Source organism: Nocardia sp. NBC_00403 (assembly GCF_036046055.1).
In the GTDB taxonomy this organism is placed as follows: Bacteria; Actinomycetota; Actinomycetes; order Mycobacteriales; family Mycobacteriaceae; genus Nocardia.
Genome location: NZ_CP107939.1, coordinates 6,196,302 through 6,216,355 on the forward strand (window position 1 = coordinate 6,196,302; position 20,054 = coordinate 6,216,355).

A 20,054-nucleotide genomic window follows, 5' to 3' on the forward strand; every position below is an offset into this window, starting at 1 on the left:
GTCACGAATCGGTTTCTCTGCCCCAACTGCCGCAATCAGCGTGCTGCACAGATTGTTTCGGATCGGTCAGGCGGTGGGGGTTGCTGCCGTCGCTGTTCATCACCCAGATCTCCGAGAACATGGCTCCTTGCGCGGATGCTGGATCACAGGTGAAACGGGTGTAGACGATCTGCGTGCCGTCCGGCGAGAACGACGGGTGTGCCGCGTCGTCGGTGAGCAGTCGAATGTTCTGACCATCGACATCCATCCCTTAGATCCCGGTCCGGCCATTCCGGCCGCGGTTGCTGGCAAAGACGATCCCGGCTCCGTCCGGGGTGAAGACTGGCGCGATATTGACATACGGATCGTCCGGCAGCAGCGGCCGTGCGCCGGTTCCGTCGGATGCCATCACCCAGATAATTCCGGAGGGTCTGGCGAACAGGATCTTCGAACCGTCCGGTGAGAATGCGGGACGGTCCGTCGATGCCTCGCCGTCAGGGTCCTCGACGGGGAAGCGACCGGACGGAACGGGGATGACGGCGCCAGGGATGACGATGCCGGAGACTTGGCCGGACGGATAGGGGTTGACGATGAGTTGCTTCAACTCGCCGCCATCGGCATTCATCACGTAGACGGCACGGCCGCGAGTGAACGCGATCCGGGTGCCGTCGGGAGAAAACGTGGGATACCCATACCCGCCGTGGGTGAGTTTCCTGACATTGCTGCCGTCGGGATCCATTACCGCGATGGAATACCCACCGACGACGATTTTCGAGCCATCAGGGGCAACGCTCGGACAATCGCCGTCGCCGATCCGGCTGACCCCGGTGCCGTCGGGATTCATCACGAAGATCGAGTACTGGTCGCCGTCGAACACGATCTTCTCCGAACGCGGCGACTCCTCGAGATCCGCACCGCAGCCGACGATCACCCCCGACAAAGCAACGGTGACGGCGACGGCCCGCACCAATCTTCTTGTCCCGACGATACTGCTCACCCAGTCCGCATCAGGTGTATGTGCCGATGGATACGGATGTTCTTCCCGGTCCCGCCCGATTCCGCCCGCCTTCACCGTGCGGCCGATGAGCATGCCGGTCCGGTGGACGATGCCGGCCCAGCGTGTGGGGGTGCGGATGTTCGACATGTCGAGCATCGTCCCCGGACTCACCTCGTATGCCTTACCGATCCTGGGAATCTGGCGGCCGAGCTTGTCGAGGGCTGCTCGGCTCGAGGTTTTGGATTGTTGTCTCCTGCGGCGAGGCGCCGCCATTCGGGTGCGGCGCTCATGGGTGCGAGGGCGATGGCCTCGGGGTAGAGGCAGGCGAGCAACTTCGACGTGGTGAACGATGTTTCTTCGCGTCCCGCGGGGATAAGAACGAGGCTGCGCGCCACCCGGACGGCTTGCTGCCATTTCAGTCCGAGGGTCGGGTCCCTGATCCCATCGGTGTGCGCAGGTCATCAACGCGGTCAAGACCCCGTCGTAGGTAGCGTCCCACCCGAAACGCTGGACCAGGCGCAGGTGCTGCCGCTGTGCGGCGACAATCTCGGGGCAGCGCCGCAGCATCGGGCCGTAGCGCTCGGTATCGGGTGGGCCGATCCAATACTGGTGGCGGCCGCAGACGTAGCGGTGGTGCGGCAGGATCCGCCACACCTCTCCGCCTTGGTCGCGGGCGTCGCAGCACGGCCAGCTTCGTTGCGGAATATGCCGGAGAGCGGCCAGTGCGCTGTCGAGGCCCGCAGTTCCGGCAGTGCGCCTGCCAGGTTGGGCTAGCTAGCTGTACTGACCTGAGAGGTTAGTAACGCGGCTAGCGGGCGGGTGGCCTGCGAGTGCGGTGTGGCCGCGGTGGTGATTGTAGGTGTGGAGCCAGGTGGTGAAGGCTGCGCATCGTTCAACATCGCTGCGGTAGAGCCGCGCATAGGCCCACTCGTCGGCCAGGGTGCGGTGGAAGCGTTCGACCTTGCCGTTGGTTTGGGGCCGGTAGGGACGGGTGCGTTTGTGGACCACCGGCCCTAGGGCCTCGGCGAAGGTGCGGGATCGGTAGCAGGACCCGTTGTCGGTCAACACCTTTCGGGTGATGATGCCGTTGGCGGTGAACCAGGCGTTGGCGCGTGCCCAGAACGCGGCGGCGGTTTCCTTGCGCTCGTCACCGAGGAGTTCGGTATAGGCCAGCCGGGAATGATCATCGAGGGCAGTGTGCAGGTAGTGGTAGCCGTGCATCGGGTTGCCGTGAACATTGTTGACCCTGGTTAGCTTGTGCGCCTGGGAATTTCGGTTGCCAGCGGAACGGCCGAGCTTGCGCCAGCCACCGCCGTCGGGGATCTTGCCGAGTTTCTTGACGTCGATGTGGATCAGATCGCCCGGGGCATCGTGTTCATAGCGGCGTACCGGTTGGCTGGTGGCGCGGTCGAGCCAGCGCAGCCGTGCCAGCCGGTAGCGGGTCAGGACCCGGTGCACCGTCGAGGGATGCAAGCCCAGTAGGTAGGCGATGCGGGCCGGTCCCCATCGGCGCAGCACACGAACTTTGATGATGCGGCGTTCGGTGCGAGTCGGTGTCCGGCGCGGGCTGTGATGTGGTCGCGAGGACCGATCGACCATGCCCGCCGGGCCCTGCAGGCGATAGCGACCCGCCCACCTCGACGCGGTGGTGGCCGAGACCTGGAACCGTTCGGCCGCCCGGCGGAGCGGCCAACCTTCATCGACGACACAACGAGCAAGACGCAACCGGCCCAACTCCGTGAGCGGGGCATTACGGTGAGACACGAAGACCTCCGACAGGTGAATGCGTTCCTAGACAGCTCGCACTTCACTCGGAGGTCTTCGCCATGTCAGCTCGCCACGCCGTCACCAACGTCCATGGTCAGTACAGCTAGCTCGACGGCGGTTCTCCGGTCACGTGTCGGAACCCACCCGTGCATCATTTGTCTCCCCTTGTTTCCGTCTGAATGTGATATTCAGCAGAGGCGATCTGGTGAATGCCCCATTGAGACGGTTCAGTAAGGGAAGGCGAGGGCGTGGATCGATGTCGTGGAGTGCCTCGGTGAGCAAGCGGATGGGTTCGCTGCAGACGGCGTAGCGCGCATCAGGGTCTTTTGCGAGGGACCGGTGCAGGATCGCGTCGACCTCGGGCGGCATCCAGCGTTGGCGCTTGGAGATTTCGGGAGGTGGGTCGTGTAGGTGAGCCTCTGCGGTGGCCATGAGGTTCGCGCGGGGGAACGGCGGGCGGCCGGTGAGCAGCTCGATGGCCGAGCAGGCCAGCGCGTACTGGTCCGTCGCGGGGGACACAGTGCCCGCCCGCAGCAGTTCCGGCGCGGCATACGGTACCGATACGACCACGAAACCGTTGGTGGCCAAGGGTGGCTCGGGCCGGTGCAGCCACCGGGCCTGATCGAAGTCCGAGATCTTCACCCTCGCGGGCTCGTCCACGCCGACCAACACGTTCGCCGGCTTGATGTCGAGATGGACTGTCTCGTTGCCGTGCGCGAAATCCAATCCTGCCGCGACATGGGAGAGCACGTGCAGCACGCGCCGCAGATCAGGCTGTTGGTGCGGCATCCGCACCAACAGCGACGCCGTCGCGCCTGCCACGTACTCTCGCGCCGACCAGAGCCTACCGTCGGATTCACCGTGTGTGTACAGCCGCACGATGTTGGGGTGCCGCAGCGCGGACAAGATGTCGAACTCGTGCACAAATCGCGCACGTGCTTCGGGTGACCGGCTGTCGTCCCGCCCCAGAATCTTCAGTGATACGGGTCGTGATCGTTCCGGATCCTCGGCCAGGTACACCTCGCTGCTGCCGCCATGGCCAAGCCTGGCCTTCACGACGAATCTCGCAAACTGGTCGCCTGGCTCGAGTGCCACCGCCTCACCATAGTTCGCTGACGTCCGCCATCGACAGGAGCTACCACCCTCTCTGTTGGGAAGGCAGCCCCGGGGCCCGATGCGTCCGGGAGTGAAGTCGACACCAAGTCGGTTGTACGTAAAAGGGAAAGGACGTGCGCGATGGCGTGCACTGCGTCATCGTGTCGTCGCCGATGAACGACGGCAACGACGGTGGCTCGCTCGACACCGATAGCCATCGCTGATCCGCACGCCAAGGCCGTCGCCTCCAGGCTGGGCCCGTAGCGGGCGGCTCGAGTTCCGATGGATGGACTCCACTCGCTGCTGGCCTGGGGCCGTCCCGAACGCCGACGATCGCCATCAACCTCGTCATTCGACCCCCAAGAGTGTTCTATATAGGGAACTTTCGCCGCAGCACCGATCATCAGCAGACAGCCTGTTGCGCACCGAACTCTCCCGTATCCGCAATGCATACGCCATGATGAGAGAGCGAATGTGAGCTCTCAATCGACGGCGGGGTTTCGAGGTGGCACTGTTGCGCACTCTCACCCAGCAGCGGGCAGAACTGGAAAAGGAATGGACCCGCTGGGCGACGGCGCCGACCGTGGCGGCGGCTGACATCTCCGCGGAAACCAGCCTGCTCCGCGCTGAAGTCGCGCAATCCTGGCAGCGCTCGTTACATACCGTCGACCCGGGCCGCACAGGCGCGCCCGGCCTCGACGATGTCGGCGACCGCTGGTCGAAATCCGCCTTGCGCGCACCGATCACCGAATTGTCAGGCCAACTGCGCAGCATCACCGAGGAAGCGGGCTACGTTGCGGCGGTCACCGACGAATCGTGCACCGTCCTGTGGTCCTGCGGTGACCGCACGGTCCGGCGGCAAGCCGAACAGGTGAACTTTGCCCCCGGCGGTGCCTGGGACGAAAGCCATATGGGCACCAACGGTTTATCGCTCGCCCTCCACCACGACCGCCCCACCGCCGTGTTCTCGGCCGAACACCTGGTCGCCGCGCTGCACGGCTGGGTCTGTTACGCCGCGCCGATCCACGCGCCCGACGGCAGACAGGTCGGCGCGCTCGACCTCGCCAGCTCGTGGAGCCGCTCGCATCCTGCGGTCATGACCTCGGTGCGGGCCCTCGTCACCGCCGTGGAGACCATGCTGCGCGCGGCCGCGCCCACCCCGACACCGGGTGTTCGTCTCGAATGCCTCGGCGCCGCAAAGCTTTTACGCGAGGGCAGACCGGTCCCGCTACCGCCACGCCAACTGGAAATCCTGGCTCTACTCGCACTGGAGCCCGACGGTTTCACCCCCGAGCAACTGCACGCCGCGGTCTACGGCGACCGCCAGGTCTCCGCCAACACGCTCAAAGCCGATGTCTCGCACCTGCGCCGGACCACCGGTGGCGAGATCACCAACCGCAGGTACATGCTCACCGGCGCGGTGTCCTGCGACGCGGTCGAGCTGCTCGCGGCCATCGCGGCGGGGGATGCCCCCTCGGCGCTGTGGCTCTATCGCGGACCGCTGCTGCCCGGCTCGGACACACCGGGCGTGGTGGAGTGGCGCACGTATCTGGACGTAGGTGTGCGCACGGTGGTGCTGGCAAGCGATCGCGCCGAGCATGCGGTGGCGCTCGGAGAACGCGTCCCCGACGACATCGAAGTGCACGAGCACGCGCTGCGGCTGCTGTCTGCCGACGACGTACGGCGTGCCGTGGTTACCGCGCGCCTTCACACCGCATTGCACACCTAGCGTCCGCGGTTCGACGCCACCAACCTCGCACCAACCTTCGCGGGTCATAGTGGCCTCTCAGAGGAAGATTCCGCGAGGAGCACTGAAATGATCTACGCCAAACCTGGGTCCGGTACCAGCATCGTCAGTTACGCCGTCCGCTATGACAACTTCATCGGTGGCGACTGGGCTGCTCCCATCGAGGGACGGTATTTCGACAATCCCTCCCCCGTCGACGGCGAGATCTTCTGCACGGTGGCCCGGTCGACCGCCGCCGATATCGATTTGGCCCTGGAAGCCGCACACCACGCTGCCGAAGGCTGGGCCGCCACCTCCGTCACCGAGCGCGCCAATATTCTCAACCGGATCGCCGACCGGATCGAGAACAGCATCGAACCGCTCGCGGTCGCCGAATCCTGGGACAACGGCAAGCCGGTCCGCGAAACCCTTGCCGCCGACCTACCTTTGGCGGTCGACCACTTCCGCTACTTCGCGGGTGCCATTCGCGCACAAGAGGGCAGCATCGCCGAGATCGACGCCGACACCATCGCCTATCACTTCCACGAGCCGCTCGGGGTGGTCGGGCAGATCATTCCGTGGAACTTTCCGATCCTGATGGCGGCATGGAAGCTGGCGCCCGCTCTGGCCGCGGGCAACTGTGTGGTGCTCAAACCGGCCGAACAGACACCGGCGTCGCTGCTCTTGGTGGTCGAGCTCATCGCCGATCTGTTGCCGCCCGGTGTGCTCAACGTGGTCAACGGTTTCGGCGTGGAGGCGGGCAAGCCGCTCGCCTCGAGCCCGCGGGTGGCGAAGGTTGCCTTCACCGGCGAAACCACCACCGGCAGGCTGATCATGCAGTACGCCAGCGAGAACATCATTCCGGTCAGTCTGGAGCTGGGTGGCAAGAGCCCCAACATCTTTCTGCCCGATGTGATGGCCGCCGACGACGAATTCCTCGACAAGGCCGTCGAAGGCTTCGTGATGTTCGCGCTCAACCAGGGCGAAGTGTGCACGTGCCCGTCCCGAGCGCTGATCCACTCCTCGATCTACGACGAATTCCTGGCCCGCTGCATCGAGCGCACCCAAGCCATCCAGGGCGGCAACCCACTCGACGACACCACCATGATCGGAGCCCAAGCCAGCAACGACCAATACGAAAAGATCCTGTCCTACATCGACATCGGCAGGCAGGAAGGCGCCCGCGTGCTCACCGGAGGGGAAGCACGTAAGGTGGACGGACTGCCCGGCGGGTACTACATCCAGCCGACGATCTTCGAGGGCAACAACACCATGCGGATCTTCCAGGAGGAGATCTTCGGACCGGTGGTCTCGGTGACCTGGTTCGACACCGTCGAGGAAGCAGTGCGCATCGCCAACGACACCCTCTATGGACTCGGCGCCGGTGTATGGACCAGGGACATCACTACCGCATACCGGATGGGCCGAGCGATAAAGGCAGGACGAGTATGGACCAACTGCTTCCACGCATACCCAGCGCACGCCGCGTTCGGCGGCTACAAAAAGTCCGGAATCGGACGCGAGAACCACAAAATGATGCTCGATCATTACCAGCAGACCAAGAACTTGCTGGTCAGTTATACGCCGACCAAGCTCGGGCTCTTCTGATGCAAGGCCGGATCCATCGCGTCGCCATCACCGATCGGGCACGAATCGTGTTGCGGCGGTTGATCGAACGGAACGGCCCGGTGCTGTTCCATCAGTCGGGCGGTTGCTGCGACGGCAGCTCACCGATGTGCTTCCCCGTCCGCGAATTCCGCATCGGCGGCGCCGACGTCCTGCTCGGCCGACTACCGTGGCACACCGAATTCTGGATCAGCGGTGACCAATACGAGCTGTGGAAGCACACCCATCTCACCGTGGACGTGGTCAGCGGCCGCGGCAGCGGGTTCTCCCTCGAAGCGCCGGACGGCGTGCGCTTCATCGTCCGATCCCGGCTGCTCACCGACAAAGAATCCGCTGTGCTGGCCGCCGGGCCGCCGCCGCATTCCGGAGCCGACCGCATGACCTGACACTACAGAGACGGGTGACGGTCCGGGGATCCGCAGCCCTTGGCCGGCACCGCACGGCCTCGTCGTCCCGGTGTGCACCGGGACGACGAGGTGCGGTCCCCTACGACCTCGCTAGCGGCCCGGCAGGAACCGGAAGCTGCGCGCGAGCGTCATCAGCAATCGCTGCCACTTGTCCTGCGAGATCACCGGGGGCGCATCCAGGTTCATGAACCGGGTGACGACCACGGTCTGCGCCTCGGTGAACTTCAGCAGCCCGTCCGGGCCGTGCCTGCGACCGACTCCCGAGATGCCCATGCCACCCATCGGCGCCGCGGTGGTGCCCCAGGCAGGCGCGTATCCCTCGTCGACGCACACGGTGCCCGCATGCAGTTGCCGGGCGATCTGCTCGCCGTCGCTCTTGCTCGCCGCCCACACGCTCGCGTTGAGGCCGTACTCGGTGTCGTTGGCCAGTCGGACGGCCTCGTCGACGGTGTCGACCGGGTATATCGAGACCAGCGGGCCGAAAGTTTCGTCGCGGCCGCATTCCATCTCGTCTGTCACCTCGGTGAGCACCGTCGGTTCGAAGAACAGCGGGCCGATATCCGGACGTGCTTTGCCGCCGGCGAGCACCTTCGCCCCTTTGGAGGTGGCATCTGCGACGTGCTTGGTCACGGTCTCCAGCTGCGCTTCGGAGATCAGGCTGCCGATATCGGCCGAATAGTCGTAGGCGGCACCGAGTTCGGCGGCCTGCACCGCAGCGACGAATTTCGCGGTGAACTCCGTGGCGACCGAGCGCTCGACATATAGTCGCTCGATCGAGATGCACAGCTGTCCGGCGTTGGAGAAGCAGGCCCGCACCGCCGCCTTGGCGGCTTTGTCCAGCTTCGCGCCCTTGGTGACGATCATCGGGTTCTTGCCGCCCAGTTCCGCGGAGAAACCGATCAGCCTGCGCCCGCACTGCTCGGCGAGTGAACGGCCGGTCGCCGAGGAGCCGGTGAACATCAGATAGTCGCAGGCCTCGACGATCGCGGTGCCGACAACGGTGCCCGGACCGGTCACCACCGCGAGCAGATCGCGTGGCAGCCCGGCCTGATACAGCAATTCCGCGCTTGCCAAGGACGAGAACGGCGTTTGGCTGTCTGGCTTCACAACAACGGCGTTACCGGCGAGCAGCGCGGGGATCGAGTCGCCGATGGACAGCAGCATCGGGTAGTTCCACGGCGCGATCACACCGACAACGCCTTTGGGCTGGGTATGCACCGATGCCCGATTGAGCACGGGGAAAGCGCCGGGCACCGAGTGTGGTTCGAGTAGCCCCGGCGCCGCCTTCGCGAAGTACCGCGCGGCGAACATCAGACCCATGATCTCTTCTTGAGCAGCCCACCGCGCCTTACCGGTCTCGGCCTGCACCACGTCCATGAGGAACTCGCGGTGCTCGACCACCAATTCCCGATACCGCTCCAGCACGGCGGCGCGTTCGTCGGCCGATCGTGCGGCCCACCGTGCCTGCGCCGCTCGTGCCCGGTCGAATGCGGCGGTCACGTCCTCAGCGGTGCCCACCGGCACCGTGCCGAGCGGCTTACCGGTGAAGGTCTCGACGATCGTCTCGGTCGAACGGGCCTCGGGGCTATCGATCGCCGCCAGGGCGCTCAGACGAGCGAAGACTTCAGCTTCCGGCGCGGGCATCGCTGCCTCCTACTTGTGAGTAACCGAAGATTACACACAATCTACGCCGCCGCCCGCCCACGCCGCACACACTCGACCCGGTTCGGCCGCTGATCTCGCCGACTCGGCGGAATGCACAGGCGCCACACCTGCATCGCGACCGGTCCGAACTCTCGCAGGCTCCGAATAGCCGACGAGCGCCGCAGAAGCCAAGGCATCCACTGGAATTCATCACCTCGAGGTTGATCGATCAGACCAGAGCTTCGATGTCAAATCGAGTCTCGTTCACCGGGACCCGATCGCCGTACGGGTCGGCATTTCGATTACGTTGTGCCGATGTTCAGAGCGAGGCTCGGTGTCCGAACACGGATACTGGCGATCGCGCTCATCCCGAGCCTGACTCTGCTCGTGGTCGGCGTGGGTGCAGCGGGATACCTGGTAGCCCAGGGAAACAAGGCCCAGGATTGGGCGTCGCAAAATCAGCAGGCAATCCCGTCGACCAGGGAACTACTCGAGGCCGTCCAGCAAGAACGTCACCTGACGATTGCCGCCCTGGCCGGCGACGATTCGGTCATCCCGACGCTCGGCGCGGCCCGAATGCGGCTCGACAGCGCATTGCGCGGACTGATCGAGGCATCCATCGGCCTGCGCGAGATCGACGATTCGAAGATCGGCGACAACGCCGCGAACTTTCTGACACTGGGCACCCAGATGACCCAGGTGCGGACCGCTACCGATGCGGGCCAGCTGCCTGTGCCCGATGCGTACATGTTCTACAACCGTCTGCTCGACGTCATCACCTTCGGCACCGAGATCGCCGAGCAGACGGCGCCGAACGCCGAGATCGGCGTGCGCATCGCCGACGGAATGCGCATTTTCCTTGCCACGGAAGCGATGTCGCGCAGCAACGCACTGGCAGACATGATTGCCAACGCGAACGGCCCCACGCCCGTTCCGATGGAGGAGTTCCTTCGGCAGATCGGCTTCTATCACACCGAAGTCGCGAACCTGGCCGCCGAACTCGACCAATCCCAACGCGAGCGTTTGCAGGCGCTGATGAACAGCACCGCATGGCAGCAGCTGACAGCCATGGAAAATGCCATCGCCCAACGAAATACGACCAGCACCGCGAACTCCTCCGGCTCGTCGAACTCCTCGAGTTCCGCCAGCTCTTCGAGTTCCTCCAGCAAGCCATCGACCACTCCGCCGCTGCCGTTGAGCACACCCGAATGGCACAACGCCGCCGCCGAGGTGAACCGCGAGCTGATCGATATCTGGATCGCACAGAACAAGCAGGCGCAGAAACTGGCCGAGGACACGGCCGCCGAATCCGCGGATACCTCCGCGTGGGCAGGTGGCGGGGTCTTGGCGGTCAGCGTGCTGGCGTTCGTGATCGCGCTGTTGCTCGCCAACCGCATTATCCGCAGGCTCAAGCGCCTGCGTGGCGAGACCCTCGCGCTCGCCGACGAGCGCCTGCCCGAGACGATGCGGCGGCTGAGCGAGGGCGAAATCATCGATCCGGCCACCGAATCGCCGACCCTCGACTACGGCCACGACGAAATCGGCCAGGTGGCCAAGGCATTCGAGCACGCGCACTCCGCTGCCATTGCCGCGGCGGTAAACGAGGCCCGCACCCGGGAGGGTGTGAAGGCCGTCTTCCTCAATATCGCCCACCGCAGCCAGATCGTGGTGCATCGGCAGCTGGAGATTCTCGACGAGGCCGAGTCCAAGCAGGAGGATCCGGCCTTGCTCGACACGCTCTTCCGGCTCGACCATCTGGCCACCCGCGAACGCCGCAACGCCGAGAACCTCACCATCCTCGGCGGCGGGCAGCCCGGCAGGCAATGGCGCAACCCGGTGCCGCTGATCGACGTGGTGCGCAGCGCGGTCGGCGAAACCCTCGACTACGCACGCGTCCGGGTCGCCCGACTGCCCGAGACCCACGTCATGGGCACCGTCGTCGCCGACCTCATCCACCTGCTCGCAGAGCTGGTCGACAACGCGACCGCCTTCTCACCGCCGCAGTCCCGAGTCGAGGTGACCGGCAATGTGGTCGGCAAGGGCATCGTCGCCGAGATCAGCGATCAGGGCATGGGAATGTCGGATACCGACATGGCCAAGATGAACGACATGCTGCGCGACCCACCGGATTTCGGAGTCGCGGCGCTGTCCGCCGATTCCCGCCTCGGGCTGTTCGTCGTGGCCCAGCTCGCCGTCCGGCACGGTATCTCGGTCCGGCTCGCGGAGTCCGACTACGGCGGGATCCGGGCCATCGTGCTCATCCCGTCCGCGTTGATCGCCAGCGAAAACTCCCTGCCCGCGTCGGGATCCGAGACGACCGATGCCGGACGAAGGCGCCGCCACCCGGTGCCGTATGTCGAATCCGCGACACACGAGTTCGCCGAAACCGAATCCGCGGTACTGACCGCGCCACCGGAAGCGCCGTCGGTGGTGGAACCGCCGCGGTCGACGCCCGCGGACGGGCCGCGGCCGAGCGCGCCGACACCGCACGCGGGCCCCGACGGCAGGCCCGCCCTGCCGCGCAGACACCGGCAGGCCAGCATCGCCCCACAATTGGCGCAACCCGCTCCGGTCGAGCCGGTCGCCGAGCCCGGCACCGAGCGCGCACGCAGCGCCGAGCAGGCCCGAGATCTCATGTCCGCCATCGAGAACGGCACCAGGCAGGGCCGCCGGGCTGTGCCCGACCAGCTGCCGAGGACCGGGCCCGACGAGCTGCCGAGGGCTGTGCCCGAGGAGTTCTCCGCTACCGCGGCCGCCATGCCCGCGGACGAACAGGAAGGCAATGGTGACTTCTTCCAACACCGGTGATCTGAACTGGCTGCTCGACGATCTGGTCGACCGGTTGGCGGGCGTACGTCACGCGGTGGTGCTGTCCACCGATGGCCTGCTGCTCGGCAGATCGACCGCCATGACCCGCGAGGACGCCGAACACTTCGCCGCGATGTCCTCGACCCTCTACGGTTTGGCGCGCAGCGCGGGCAGTCGTTTCGACGGCGGCGGGGTCCGGCAGGCGGTGATCGAACTCGATCGCGCCGTGCTGTTCGTGACCTCGGCAGGCGATAACGCCTGCCTCGCACTGCAAGCGGCCGAGACCGCGAATCTCGGTATGGTGGCCTACGAAATGAATGTCACCGTCCAACGTGTCGGCACCTACCTGTCCACCCCCGCACGACTGCCATGACACGCAAGGGTGAGCCGTGGTTCGACGAGGCCGCCGGTCCGCTGGTCCGGCCTTACGCGGTGACCCGTGGCCGCACCATCGGTGCGGGTCATGATCTGGACATGCTCACGGTGGTTGTCACCGCTGATCGCGCGCCCACCCTGCGGCGGGCCGAGCCCGAGTACACCGACATCGTTCGGCTCTGCCGCGTCCCGCAGTCGGTCGCCGAGGTGGCGGCCCATGTGAAACTTCCCTTGGCGGTGACCAAGATCCTCGTCGGCGATCTGATCGGCGAGGGACATCTGATCTTCCGGGCTCCGGTGCAGCCGGAGGCCGGCCCGGGCGATCTCAACATATTGCGAGCGGTACTCGATGGCATCCGAAAAATCTGACCCGCATTTGGCCGCCTCGGTCAAGATTCTCATCGCCGGTGGATTCGGCGTCGGCAAGACCACCATGGTCTCGGCAATCAGCGAAATCACGCCACTGCGCACCGAGGAGCTGATCACCGAGGTCAGCACCGGGGTCGACGACCTGTCCGGCGTCGAGCAGAAGACCACTACCACGGTGGCGCTGGACTTCGGACGCATCACCATCGATCGGGATCTGGTGCTGTATCTGTTCGGAACGCCGGGGCAGGACCGGTTCTGGTTCCTGTGGGACGAGCTGGCCCGCGGCGCGCTCGGCGCCGTCGTGCTCGCCGATACCCGCCGTCTCGGCAATTCCTTTGCCGCCGTCGACTTCTTCGAACGCCGGGGCCTCGCGTTCACGGTCGCGGTGAACTGCTTCGACGGTGCGCCCGTCTACACCGTCGACGAGGTGCGCGACGCCCTCGACCTCGACGACCATATTCCGGTGCTGCTGTGCGACGCCCGCAGCCGCGAATCCTGCAAGGAAGTGCTGGTGAATCTCGTGCAGCACCTCATCGAGCGCGCGGGCAGACCGACGGTCGCCAGCTGATCACCGCTCGCAGACCCGTCGGCTTCATATCTGGTGTAGCCAGGAAATACAGAGCAGGGCGCCCGCGGCGCCGAGCGCAAGGGATACCGGGATCGGCCACCACGGCCCGGTGCGCCCGAGTAATTGGTGACTCAATCGCACCTGCACCGCACCGAGCCCGGCCAGCAAAACCAGCCACGCGGGCAATAACCCGACTCCGAGCAGCGCATGCACCACCCACGCACCGGCCAGTGTCGGGCCGCCCCAGGAATGTTCGAGGTCGTTATTCGCGATCAGCGGATAGGCGATGCCGCGCACCGCGGCCACCACAGCAAGAAACGCCAGAAACCACGTCAGGACACAGACCGCGATCGCAAGCACCGTGTGCACCGCAGCGCGCAGACCGGACCGAGTGCCCATCGGGAACGACGCACCGAACAGCCGGCGCGGCACCCGCAATCTGACCGCCACCGGCCGGCAGGCGAGCGGACCCGCCACCAATGCGTAACCGGCCCAGCGCAACAACAAGCACACCGATCTCATATAGGCGACCGTATCGCGGTGTACGGTCGCCGCGACAGCGCATCGGCGGACGACGCCAGGAACCGCAACTGATCCGGGGCGCTCACGCCAATTGCCCGGCGTCGACGAGATCGTCGAACAGCAGCTGGTCCACCGGCGGCACCAGAGCGCGATCGGCGTAGTTGAACCACGCGACCTCTTCGATCTCGCTACTCGCCGCGAGCGTGCCGCGGTAGTCGGCTGTGTAGCAGCTCATCCGCACCACCACACCGCTGTCGGGTCCATGCACTGCCGCCTCGTAGGTACCGACGTGCGCGACCGTCTCCGGCAGCAGCGCGACGGTCAGCTCTTCCTCGATCTCACGCAGCAGCGTTTGCAGATCCGTCTCGGCACCCTCGCGTTTGCCGCCGGGAATGTAGAAGATGTCCTTCCCGCGCGGGCGCGCACACAGGATGCGCCCGTCTTCGATGCGCACCCACGCGACCGTATCGATCAGCTGTCCCACTCGCCCGTCCGCCACCGCCGCAGCTTAATCCAGTGCGGCCCTGCAAATGGATGTCAGCGGACGGCAGGGATCATCGAAGCGTCGCGGACTCCGGGACCGTCGACCGGCTGTAGGTCACGGCCGTGCACCCGTTCCCCGCATGCCGAGCACACCGGCTCGAGCACCGTGACGTGACCGCAGGTCTTGTGCAAGGACTGCACCGGGGGGCCGTCCGGGGCCGCCCACTGGTCACCCCACTGACGCATCGCGGTGAGCACGAGCCAGAGCGACCGCCCCTTGGCGGTGAGCCGGTAGTCGTGGCGGACCGGGTTCGCCTGGTACGGCACTTTCGCCATGATGTCTTGTGCGACAAGGTGTTCCAGGCGCTGGGTAAGCACATTACGTGCGATGCCGAGACGTTCGCGGAAGTCGTCGAAGCGCGTCACCCCCATCAGCGCGTCGCGCACGATCAGCAGGGTCCACCACTCGCCGACCACCTCCAGGCACTGGGCAATCGAGCAGTTCATGTCCTCGAAGCTCGTCCTCCGCATCCCCACAGCATAGTCGGTTGCTTCAAAGAACTCACTCGCTTATGGTTCGTTGCATGATGCAACTCACTCAACGGCTCGGCGACGAGTTCGCACTCGCCGAACTCGACTACCGCGTCTGGCGGGCACACGTCGACGACAGCTGGCGCGGCTGGACCGGGCCGCACGGTGGCGTCGTCGGTGGACTGCTGATCGAGGTCGCGCGCCGCGCAGCAGCAGGCGACCTGCCGGTGCGGGCGGTCGACGTGCGCTTCCTCGGCCGACCGACCGAGGGGACGTTCACGTTCCGGGCGACCGCGCATCCGGTGGGTCGCAGCACCACCGTCATCGATGTGGTCGCCGATCAGGAAGGCGTGCTGGTCGCCTCGGCGGCCGTCACTTTCGGGCGGACCGCACCGACACAGCTGCCCGAGCGGCCTGCGGTGCCCGCCCCGCAGGTCCCGCCGCCCGCCGACTGCTGGACATTCCGCCTGCCACCAGAAATCGTGCCCGTCGGCACTCATTTCGAAATCCGCCCCGCCGCGGGCCCGCTGCCGCTGAGCGGGTCGGACGAGGCGTGGATGTGCGCGTGGATCGCACTGATCCCCGAGCTGCCGACCGACGCCGCGGTTTTGGCGGTGCTCGCCGATGCGCTGCCGCCTGGCCTCTTCCCCACTCTGACCACACCGGTCGCAGTGCCCACGGTCACGTTCTCGATGCACCTGCACACCGATTTCGCCCGGCCGGTATCACACCAGGTGCTCGTCCGTGCAACCAATGCCAGCACCGCCGGCGGCTGGTCGGTCGACGACATCGAGATCTGGGACCGCGGCGGCCTGCTGCTGGCGACGGCCCGCCAAACCCGTCGAGTGCTCGGCTGAATCGGAGAAACGATCGTGAATACCGTTGTGCCAACCACAGATCGACCCGCTGTCGATTCGCGAGTCGTCCTGGCCATCGTGTCGGTCGGCGTGCTGCTGTCGAGTCTGGATCTGTTCATCGTCAATGTGGCCCTGCCGGATATGGGCAAGGATTTCGGCGACACCCAACTATCCGGGCTGTCGTGGGTGCTCAATGCCTACGCAATCGTGTTCGCGGCGCTACTGGTGCCCGCAGGGCGGCTCGGCGATCGCGGCAGTAACCGGACGACCTTCCTGATCGGTCTCGCCGTGTTCGTGCTCGGTTCGGGGCTGTGTTCGGCCGCATGGAATGTCGAGTCGCTGGTGGCCTTTCGGGTGTTGCAGGCGGTGGGCGGCGCCATGCTGACCCCGTCCTCACTCGGCTTGGTGCTGGCCGCGACTCCAGCTGAGCGCCGCCCGATGGCCGTTCGGCTGTGGGTGGCCTTCGGCGGCCTCGGCGCCGCACTCGGTCCGGTGATCGGCGGCCTACTCGTCGAGATCGATTGGCGCTGGGTGTTCCTCGTGAACGTGCCGATCGGACTTGCCGCGTTGACCTTCGGCGTGCGGCTGCTGCCCTGCCCGCGCGGCGACGGCGGGCCACTGCCCGATCTGTTCGGTGCGATCATGCTGATCGGCGCCATCGGCGCGTTCATCCTCGCCCTGGTGAAAGGGGAGGACTGGGGCTGGACTTCGGCGGGCGTGCTCACATCCTTCGCCGTCGCGGCGGTGCTCGCGGGTGCCTTCGCGATCTCCTCGGCCCGCCACCACAGTCCCGTCGTCGACCCCGCGCTGCTCCGCGCACCCAACTTCGCACTGATGGCGGGCAATTCCCTGTTCTTCCAGATCGCATTCGCCGGCATGCTGCTGTCGGTGGTGCTCTGGGCGCAGAACATCTGGGAGTGGTCGGCCCTGCGCACCGGATTGGCGATCGCGCCGGGCCCCTTGGTCGTGCCGGTCGTGGCGATCCTCGCCGGTCGACTCATCAGCCGCATCGGTGCCGGGCCGGTCATCGCCGCTGGTGGCGTCGCCTTCGCCGCGGGCATGGTGTGGTGGGCCACCGCCATCACCCTCGAACCCGACTACCTGGGTGGTCTACTGGGCGGCATGGTCGTCAGCGGGCTCGGCGTCGGGCTCACCCTGCCCACCGCGTTCGCCGCGGGCAGCGCAGGCCTGCCACCCCAGCGATTCGCCACCGGATCGGCCGTGCTGAGCATGTCCAGGCAGATCGGCCTCGCCGTCGGTGTCGCCGTCGTCGTGGCAACCCTCGGCTCCCCCACCGGACCGCAGGAAACCCTCGACGCCTTCCACCGCAGCTGGTACGTCACAGCGGCCGTCGCGCTGGTCGCAGGGCTAATCGGATTGGCGGCCAGAATGCCGCGACCCGCTGCCGCACAACCGAATCCGGCGAGCGACCACGCCGCCGTCTGACTCGACATGCGGGCACGGTGCCCGGCATCCCTCGGGATGGCCGGGCACCGTTTCCGTGTCAGCGACTCAGGCGTTGGAATCGCCGCACCGCCAGCGGCAGGAAGATCGCCGTGAGGATCGCCGGCCACACCATCGCCATGAGCAGTGCGTGCTGTTCGATCCACGAATCACCGCTGCCCACCGGAGTTCCGAACAGCTCACGGGTTGCGGCGACCGTGGACGAGATCGGATTCCACGCGGCGATCCCGCCGAGCCAACTCGGCATCAGCTGCGGTGCGACGAAGATGCTCGAGATCATGGTCAGCGGGAAGGCCACCGCGAACAGCCCACCTGCCGCCTCCGGATTCGGCACCAGCAGTCCGAGCCAGACACCGACCCAGATCAGGGCGAACCGCAGCAACAGCAGGAGCCCGAAAGCCGCAAGGCCGTTGGCGATTCCACCGTCAGGCCGCCAGCCGATGGCCAGCGCGGTGAGCATGAGGATCGCCAACTCCGCACAGGCCACGATCAGGTCGGTGACTCCGCGCCCGGACACCACCGCCGAGGACGCCATCGGCATGGAACGGAATCGGTCGATCACGCCGTTGGTCGCGTCGTACACGACCACCGTCGCGGTATTGATGAACCCGAACGCCATCGTCATCGCGAACATGCCCGGCATCAGAAAGCTCCGGTAGTCGCCGCCGCCCGGCACGCTCATCGCACTGCCGAACACATATCCGTACAGCAGCACCGACAGAATCGGGAACCCGAGCTGCCAGGCGATGTTCACCGGTTGGCGCTGATAGTGGGTCAGCCCGCGCCGCACCACATTCCAGCAATCGGCAACGGCCCAGAATGCCCGCGAGCGGGTCGGCGACACAGTCGCGGTGGTCATTACGCGGCCTCCTCGGCAACAGTGCGGTGTCCGGTCAACTGCAGAAAGACGTCGTCGAGGCTCGGCCTGCGCAATCCGATGTCCTCGATGCCGATCCCCTCGTCCTGCAGCACGCGTGCCACCTCGGTGAGCGCGGCGACGCGGTCGGCGACGGGCGCGTGCACCCTGCGTTCGAGATCGTCGGTCTCGGGCTCCCCAGCACACACCCTCGCGACCACCTTGGCGACCACCGGCAGATCGGCGACCTCAGCGGCAACGACCTCGATGAGATCGGCTCCGACGGTGTTCTTCAGCCCGTCCGGGGTGTCGTCGGCGATGGCCCTGCCCTGATCGATCACCGTGATGCGGGAAGCGAGTTTGTCCGCCTCCTCCAGATATTGGGTAGTGAGCAGGACGGTGGTGCCGTCGGCGACCAACGCCCGCACCGATTCCCACACCTCACCTCGGCTGCGCGGGTCGAGACCCGTGGTCGGCTCGTCGAGGAAGAGGACCTCCGGCGACAGGATCATCGACGCCGCGAGGTCGAGCCTGCGCCGCATACCGCCGCTGTATTTGCCGACACCTTTGTCGGCGGCAGCGGTGAGATCGAAGCGCTCGAGCAATTCGGTCGCGCGCTGCCGGGCCCGGCGCCCACCGAGATGAAAGAGCCTGCCGAACATTTCGAGGTTCTGACGCCCGGTGAGCACCTCGTCCACCGCGGCGTACTGCCCGGTGAGCCCGATGCGCGAGCGCACCAGCCGGGGCTCGCGTGCCACATCGAGCCCCGCCACCTCGGCCCGGCCGCGGTCGAGCCGGACCAGCGTCGACAAGATCCGCACGGCCGTGGTCTTGCCCGCGCCGTTCGGGCCGAGCAGTCCATGCACCGTCCCGCGCCGGACGGTCAGATCGAAGCCGTCCAAGGCCCGCTTGTCCCCATATCTCTTGTCGAGCCCCTCGGCTCGGACCGCAAATTCGTCGCTCACTCTCGCCCTCCGCATCACACATCGAACAATAACTGGGTACAACGTACCCTAATTAGGGTACGTTGTACCCAGTTTTTCGCCAAGCAGTTAAGCTGGCTCTCATGACGAGCACGGAGTCCAGCGGCAGCGGCGACATCGCCCGCACTCTCGACCTGCTCTGGGACACCGGCGCCCGGCCGAGTCGCGGACCCAAACCCGCACTCACACTGGACCGCATCGTCGAAGCGGCAATCGTGGTGGCCGACACCGAGGGCTTGGAAGCACTCACCATGCGCCGCGTCGCCACCGAGCTCGGCACCGGAACCATGTCGCTGTATCGCTATCTGCCGGGCAAGGCCGAGCTACTCGACGTCATGCTGGATCGGGTGCAGCGGCCTGCCGCCGACGCCTACCGCGGCGCGGGCTGGCGCGGTGCGCTGGAGGCCTTGGCCCGCGAATCCCTTGCCCTCTTTCGCCGCCACCCCTGGCTGCTCCAGGTCAACCAGTCCCGGCCGGTGATGGGCCCCAGTGCCGTGGAAGGCATGGAGCTGGTGGTCTCACGCATCAAACCTATGGGTCTGACCGACCCCGAGCTCGTCTCCGCGGTCATCCTGGTCAGCGACTATGTCGCGGGCGCCGCGCGCACCCAGCTGTATCTGCAAGAGGCAGAACGCAAATCGGGCCTGACCGACGCAGAGTTCTGGCAGGCCCAGGTCCCGGTGCTGGAACGCGCCATGGCCAGCGGCCGCTACCCGACGATGGCGGCACTGTCCAACAATGCGTTCGATCCCGGCTTCGACCACTTCGGATTCGGCCTTGCCCGCATCCTCGACGGCCTCGAAGTCCTGGTCGCCGCCCGCGCCGCCGAGTAGCCGCTACTCGACCCGCACGGACGCGAGGTCCCGCCCGAGAACGGCGGCCACCGTGCCCGAATTCAGCTCGCACACCACCGCATCCGGCTCGGCTGCGCGACGCCGCAACGCGACCGCCAGATCCGCCAACGAGGTGGCCTGGGCCTACACCCCACACAGCCGAT

The 20,054-nt window shown here is 66.3% G+C and carries 20 protein-coding genes; 10 read left to right on the forward strand and 10 right to left on the reverse strand.

Annotation, left to right across the window (positions count from 1 at the left end; translation table 11 throughout):
* Position 1: 1 nt before the first annotated feature.
* The 4 genes from OHQ90_RS27480 to OHQ90_RS27495 form a co-directional block, all read right to left on the reverse strand.
* On the reverse strand, positions 2-247 hold the full coding sequence (locus OHQ90_RS27480) for a TolB family protein (protein WP_328402276.1): 246 nt from the start codon (positions 245-247) through the stop codon (positions 2-4).
* 3 nt (positions 248-250) lie between these two features.
* Entirely contained in the window at positions 251-1,123 is an 873-nt protein-coding gene (locus tag OHQ90_RS27485; RefSeq protein ID WP_328402278.1) for a TolB family protein, read from the reverse strand.
* A 627-nt stretch (positions 1,124-1,750) separates the two neighbouring features.
* Positions 1,751-2,740 carry an IS481 family transposase gene (locus tag OHQ90_RS27490; RefSeq protein WP_328399578.1) on the reverse strand — a complete coding sequence of 330 codons (990 nt, stop codon included), beginning with the start codon at positions 2,738-2,740 and terminating at the stop codon, positions 1,751-1,753.
* 129 nt (positions 2,741-2,869) lie between these two features.
* Positions 2,870-3,838, reverse strand: a complete 969-nt coding sequence (locus OHQ90_RS27495; RefSeq protein ID WP_328402280.1) for a serine/threonine-protein kinase — start codon at positions 3,836-3,838, stop codon at positions 2,870-2,872.
* 505 nt (positions 3,839-4,343) lie between these two features.
* On the opposite strand from OHQ90_RS27495, the gene OHQ90_RS27500 reads away from it, so the two are divergent.
* The 3 genes from OHQ90_RS27500 to OHQ90_RS27510 all read left to right on the forward strand — a co-directional run bounded on the left by OHQ90_RS27500 (position 4,344) and on the right by OHQ90_RS27510 (position 7,576).
* Positions 4,344-5,567: a transcriptional regulator gene (locus OHQ90_RS27500; RefSeq protein WP_328402282.1), complete on the forward strand. Its 1,224-nt coding sequence runs from the start codon at positions 4,344-4,346 to the stop codon at positions 5,565-5,567.
* Between the two features lie 87 nt (positions 5,568-5,654).
* Positions 5,655-7,172 carry an acetaldehyde dehydrogenase ExaC gene (gene exaC / locus OHQ90_RS27505; protein ID WP_328402284.1) on the forward strand — a complete coding sequence of 506 codons (1,518 nt, stop codon included), beginning with the start codon at positions 5,655-5,657 and terminating at the stop codon, positions 7,170-7,172.
* A complete protein-coding gene (locus OHQ90_RS27510) occupies positions 7,172-7,576 on the forward strand; it encodes a DUF779 domain-containing protein (protein WP_328402286.1) in 405 nt (134 codons plus the stop codon). Before exaC ends, OHQ90_RS27510 begins: the two co-directional genes overlap by 1 nt.
* 111 nt (positions 7,577-7,687) lie before the next feature.
* Here the strand turns inward: OHQ90_RS27510 and OHQ90_RS27515 are convergent, their stop codons facing one another.
* Positions 7,688-9,241: a succinic semialdehyde dehydrogenase gene (locus OHQ90_RS27515; RefSeq protein WP_328402288.1), complete on the reverse strand. Its 1,554-nt coding sequence runs from the start codon at positions 9,239-9,241 to the stop codon at positions 7,688-7,690.
* Between the two features lie 315 nt (positions 9,242-9,556).
* On the opposite strand from OHQ90_RS27515, the gene OHQ90_RS27520 reads away from it, so the two are divergent.
* The 4 genes from OHQ90_RS27520 to OHQ90_RS27535 are packed head-to-tail and all read left to right on the forward strand — an operon-like array spanning position 9,557 to position 13,361.
* Positions 9,557-12,049, forward strand: coding sequence for a sensor histidine kinase (locus tag OHQ90_RS27520; protein ID WP_328402290.1), 2,493 nt, complete (start codon positions 9,557-9,559; stop codon positions 12,047-12,049).
* Positions 12,024-12,422 (forward strand): roadblock/LC7 domain-containing protein, encoded by a 399-nt coding sequence (locus OHQ90_RS27525; RefSeq protein ID WP_378674425.1) that lies wholly within the window; start codon positions 12,024-12,026, stop codon positions 12,420-12,422. Before OHQ90_RS27520 ends, OHQ90_RS27525 begins: the two co-directional genes overlap by 26 nt.
* Positions 12,419-12,793, forward strand: a complete 375-nt coding sequence (locus OHQ90_RS27530) for a DUF742 domain-containing protein (protein WP_328402293.1) — start codon at positions 12,419-12,421, stop codon at positions 12,791-12,793. Before OHQ90_RS27525 ends, OHQ90_RS27530 begins: the two co-directional genes overlap by 4 nt.
* The gene (locus tag OHQ90_RS27535) at positions 12,774-13,361 is read left to right on the forward strand and encodes a GTP-binding protein (protein WP_328402295.1); all 588 of its coding nucleotides are present in this window, start codon (positions 12,774-12,776) and stop codon (positions 13,359-13,361) included. Before OHQ90_RS27530 ends, OHQ90_RS27535 begins: the two co-directional genes overlap by 20 nt.
* A 24-nt stretch (positions 13,362-13,385) precedes the next feature.
* Here the strand turns inward: OHQ90_RS27535 and OHQ90_RS27540 are convergent, their stop codons facing one another.
* From OHQ90_RS27540 to OHQ90_RS27550, 3 genes are all read right to left on the reverse strand, one after another.
* The gene (locus OHQ90_RS27540; protein WP_328402297.1) at positions 13,386-13,883 is read right to left on the reverse strand and encodes a hypothetical protein; all 498 of its coding nucleotides are present in this window, start codon (positions 13,881-13,883) and stop codon (positions 13,386-13,388) included.
* A gap of 82 nt (positions 13,884-13,965) precedes the next feature.
* Positions 13,966-14,382: an NUDIX hydrolase gene (locus OHQ90_RS27545; RefSeq protein WP_328402299.1), complete on the reverse strand. Its 417-nt coding sequence runs from the start codon at positions 14,380-14,382 to the stop codon at positions 13,966-13,968.
* Positions 14,383-14,420: 38 nt separating this feature from the next.
* Positions 14,421-14,897, reverse strand: a complete 477-nt coding sequence (locus OHQ90_RS27550) for a winged helix-turn-helix transcriptional regulator (protein WP_328402301.1) — start codon at positions 14,895-14,897, stop codon at positions 14,421-14,423.
* Between the two features lie 53 nt (positions 14,898-14,950).
* Between OHQ90_RS27550 and OHQ90_RS27555 the strand changes: the two genes are divergently transcribed.
* Entirely contained in the window at positions 14,951-15,754 is an 804-nt protein-coding gene (locus OHQ90_RS27555; protein ID WP_328402303.1) for an acyl-CoA thioesterase, read from the forward strand.
* A gap of 15 nt (positions 15,755-15,769) precedes the next feature.
* A complete protein-coding gene (locus OHQ90_RS27560) occupies positions 15,770-17,200 on the forward strand; it encodes an MFS transporter (protein ID WP_328402305.1) in 1,431 nt (476 codons plus the stop codon).
* 58 nt (positions 17,201-17,258) lie between these two features.
* Here the strand turns inward: OHQ90_RS27560 and OHQ90_RS27565 are convergent, their stop codons facing one another.
* Both OHQ90_RS27565 and OHQ90_RS27570 read right to left on the reverse strand, forming a co-directional pair.
* Positions 17,259-18,077 carry an ABC transporter permease gene (locus tag OHQ90_RS27565; protein ID WP_328402307.1) on the reverse strand — a complete coding sequence of 273 codons (819 nt, stop codon included), beginning with the start codon at positions 18,075-18,077 and terminating at the stop codon, positions 17,259-17,261.
* Entirely contained in the window at positions 18,077-19,039 is a 963-nt protein-coding gene (locus tag OHQ90_RS27570; protein WP_328402309.1) for an ATP-binding cassette domain-containing protein, read from the reverse strand. The genes OHQ90_RS27565 and OHQ90_RS27570 overlap by 1 nt, the downstream gene beginning before the upstream one ends.
* A 101-nt stretch (positions 19,040-19,140) precedes the next feature.
* On the opposite strand from OHQ90_RS27570, the gene OHQ90_RS27575 reads away from it, so the two are divergent.
* On the forward strand, positions 19,141-19,890 hold the full coding sequence (locus tag OHQ90_RS27575) for a TetR/AcrR family transcriptional regulator (RefSeq protein ID WP_328402311.1): 750 nt from the start codon (positions 19,141-19,143) through the stop codon (positions 19,888-19,890).
* The last annotated feature ends 164 nt before the right edge of the window (positions 19,891-20,054 follow it).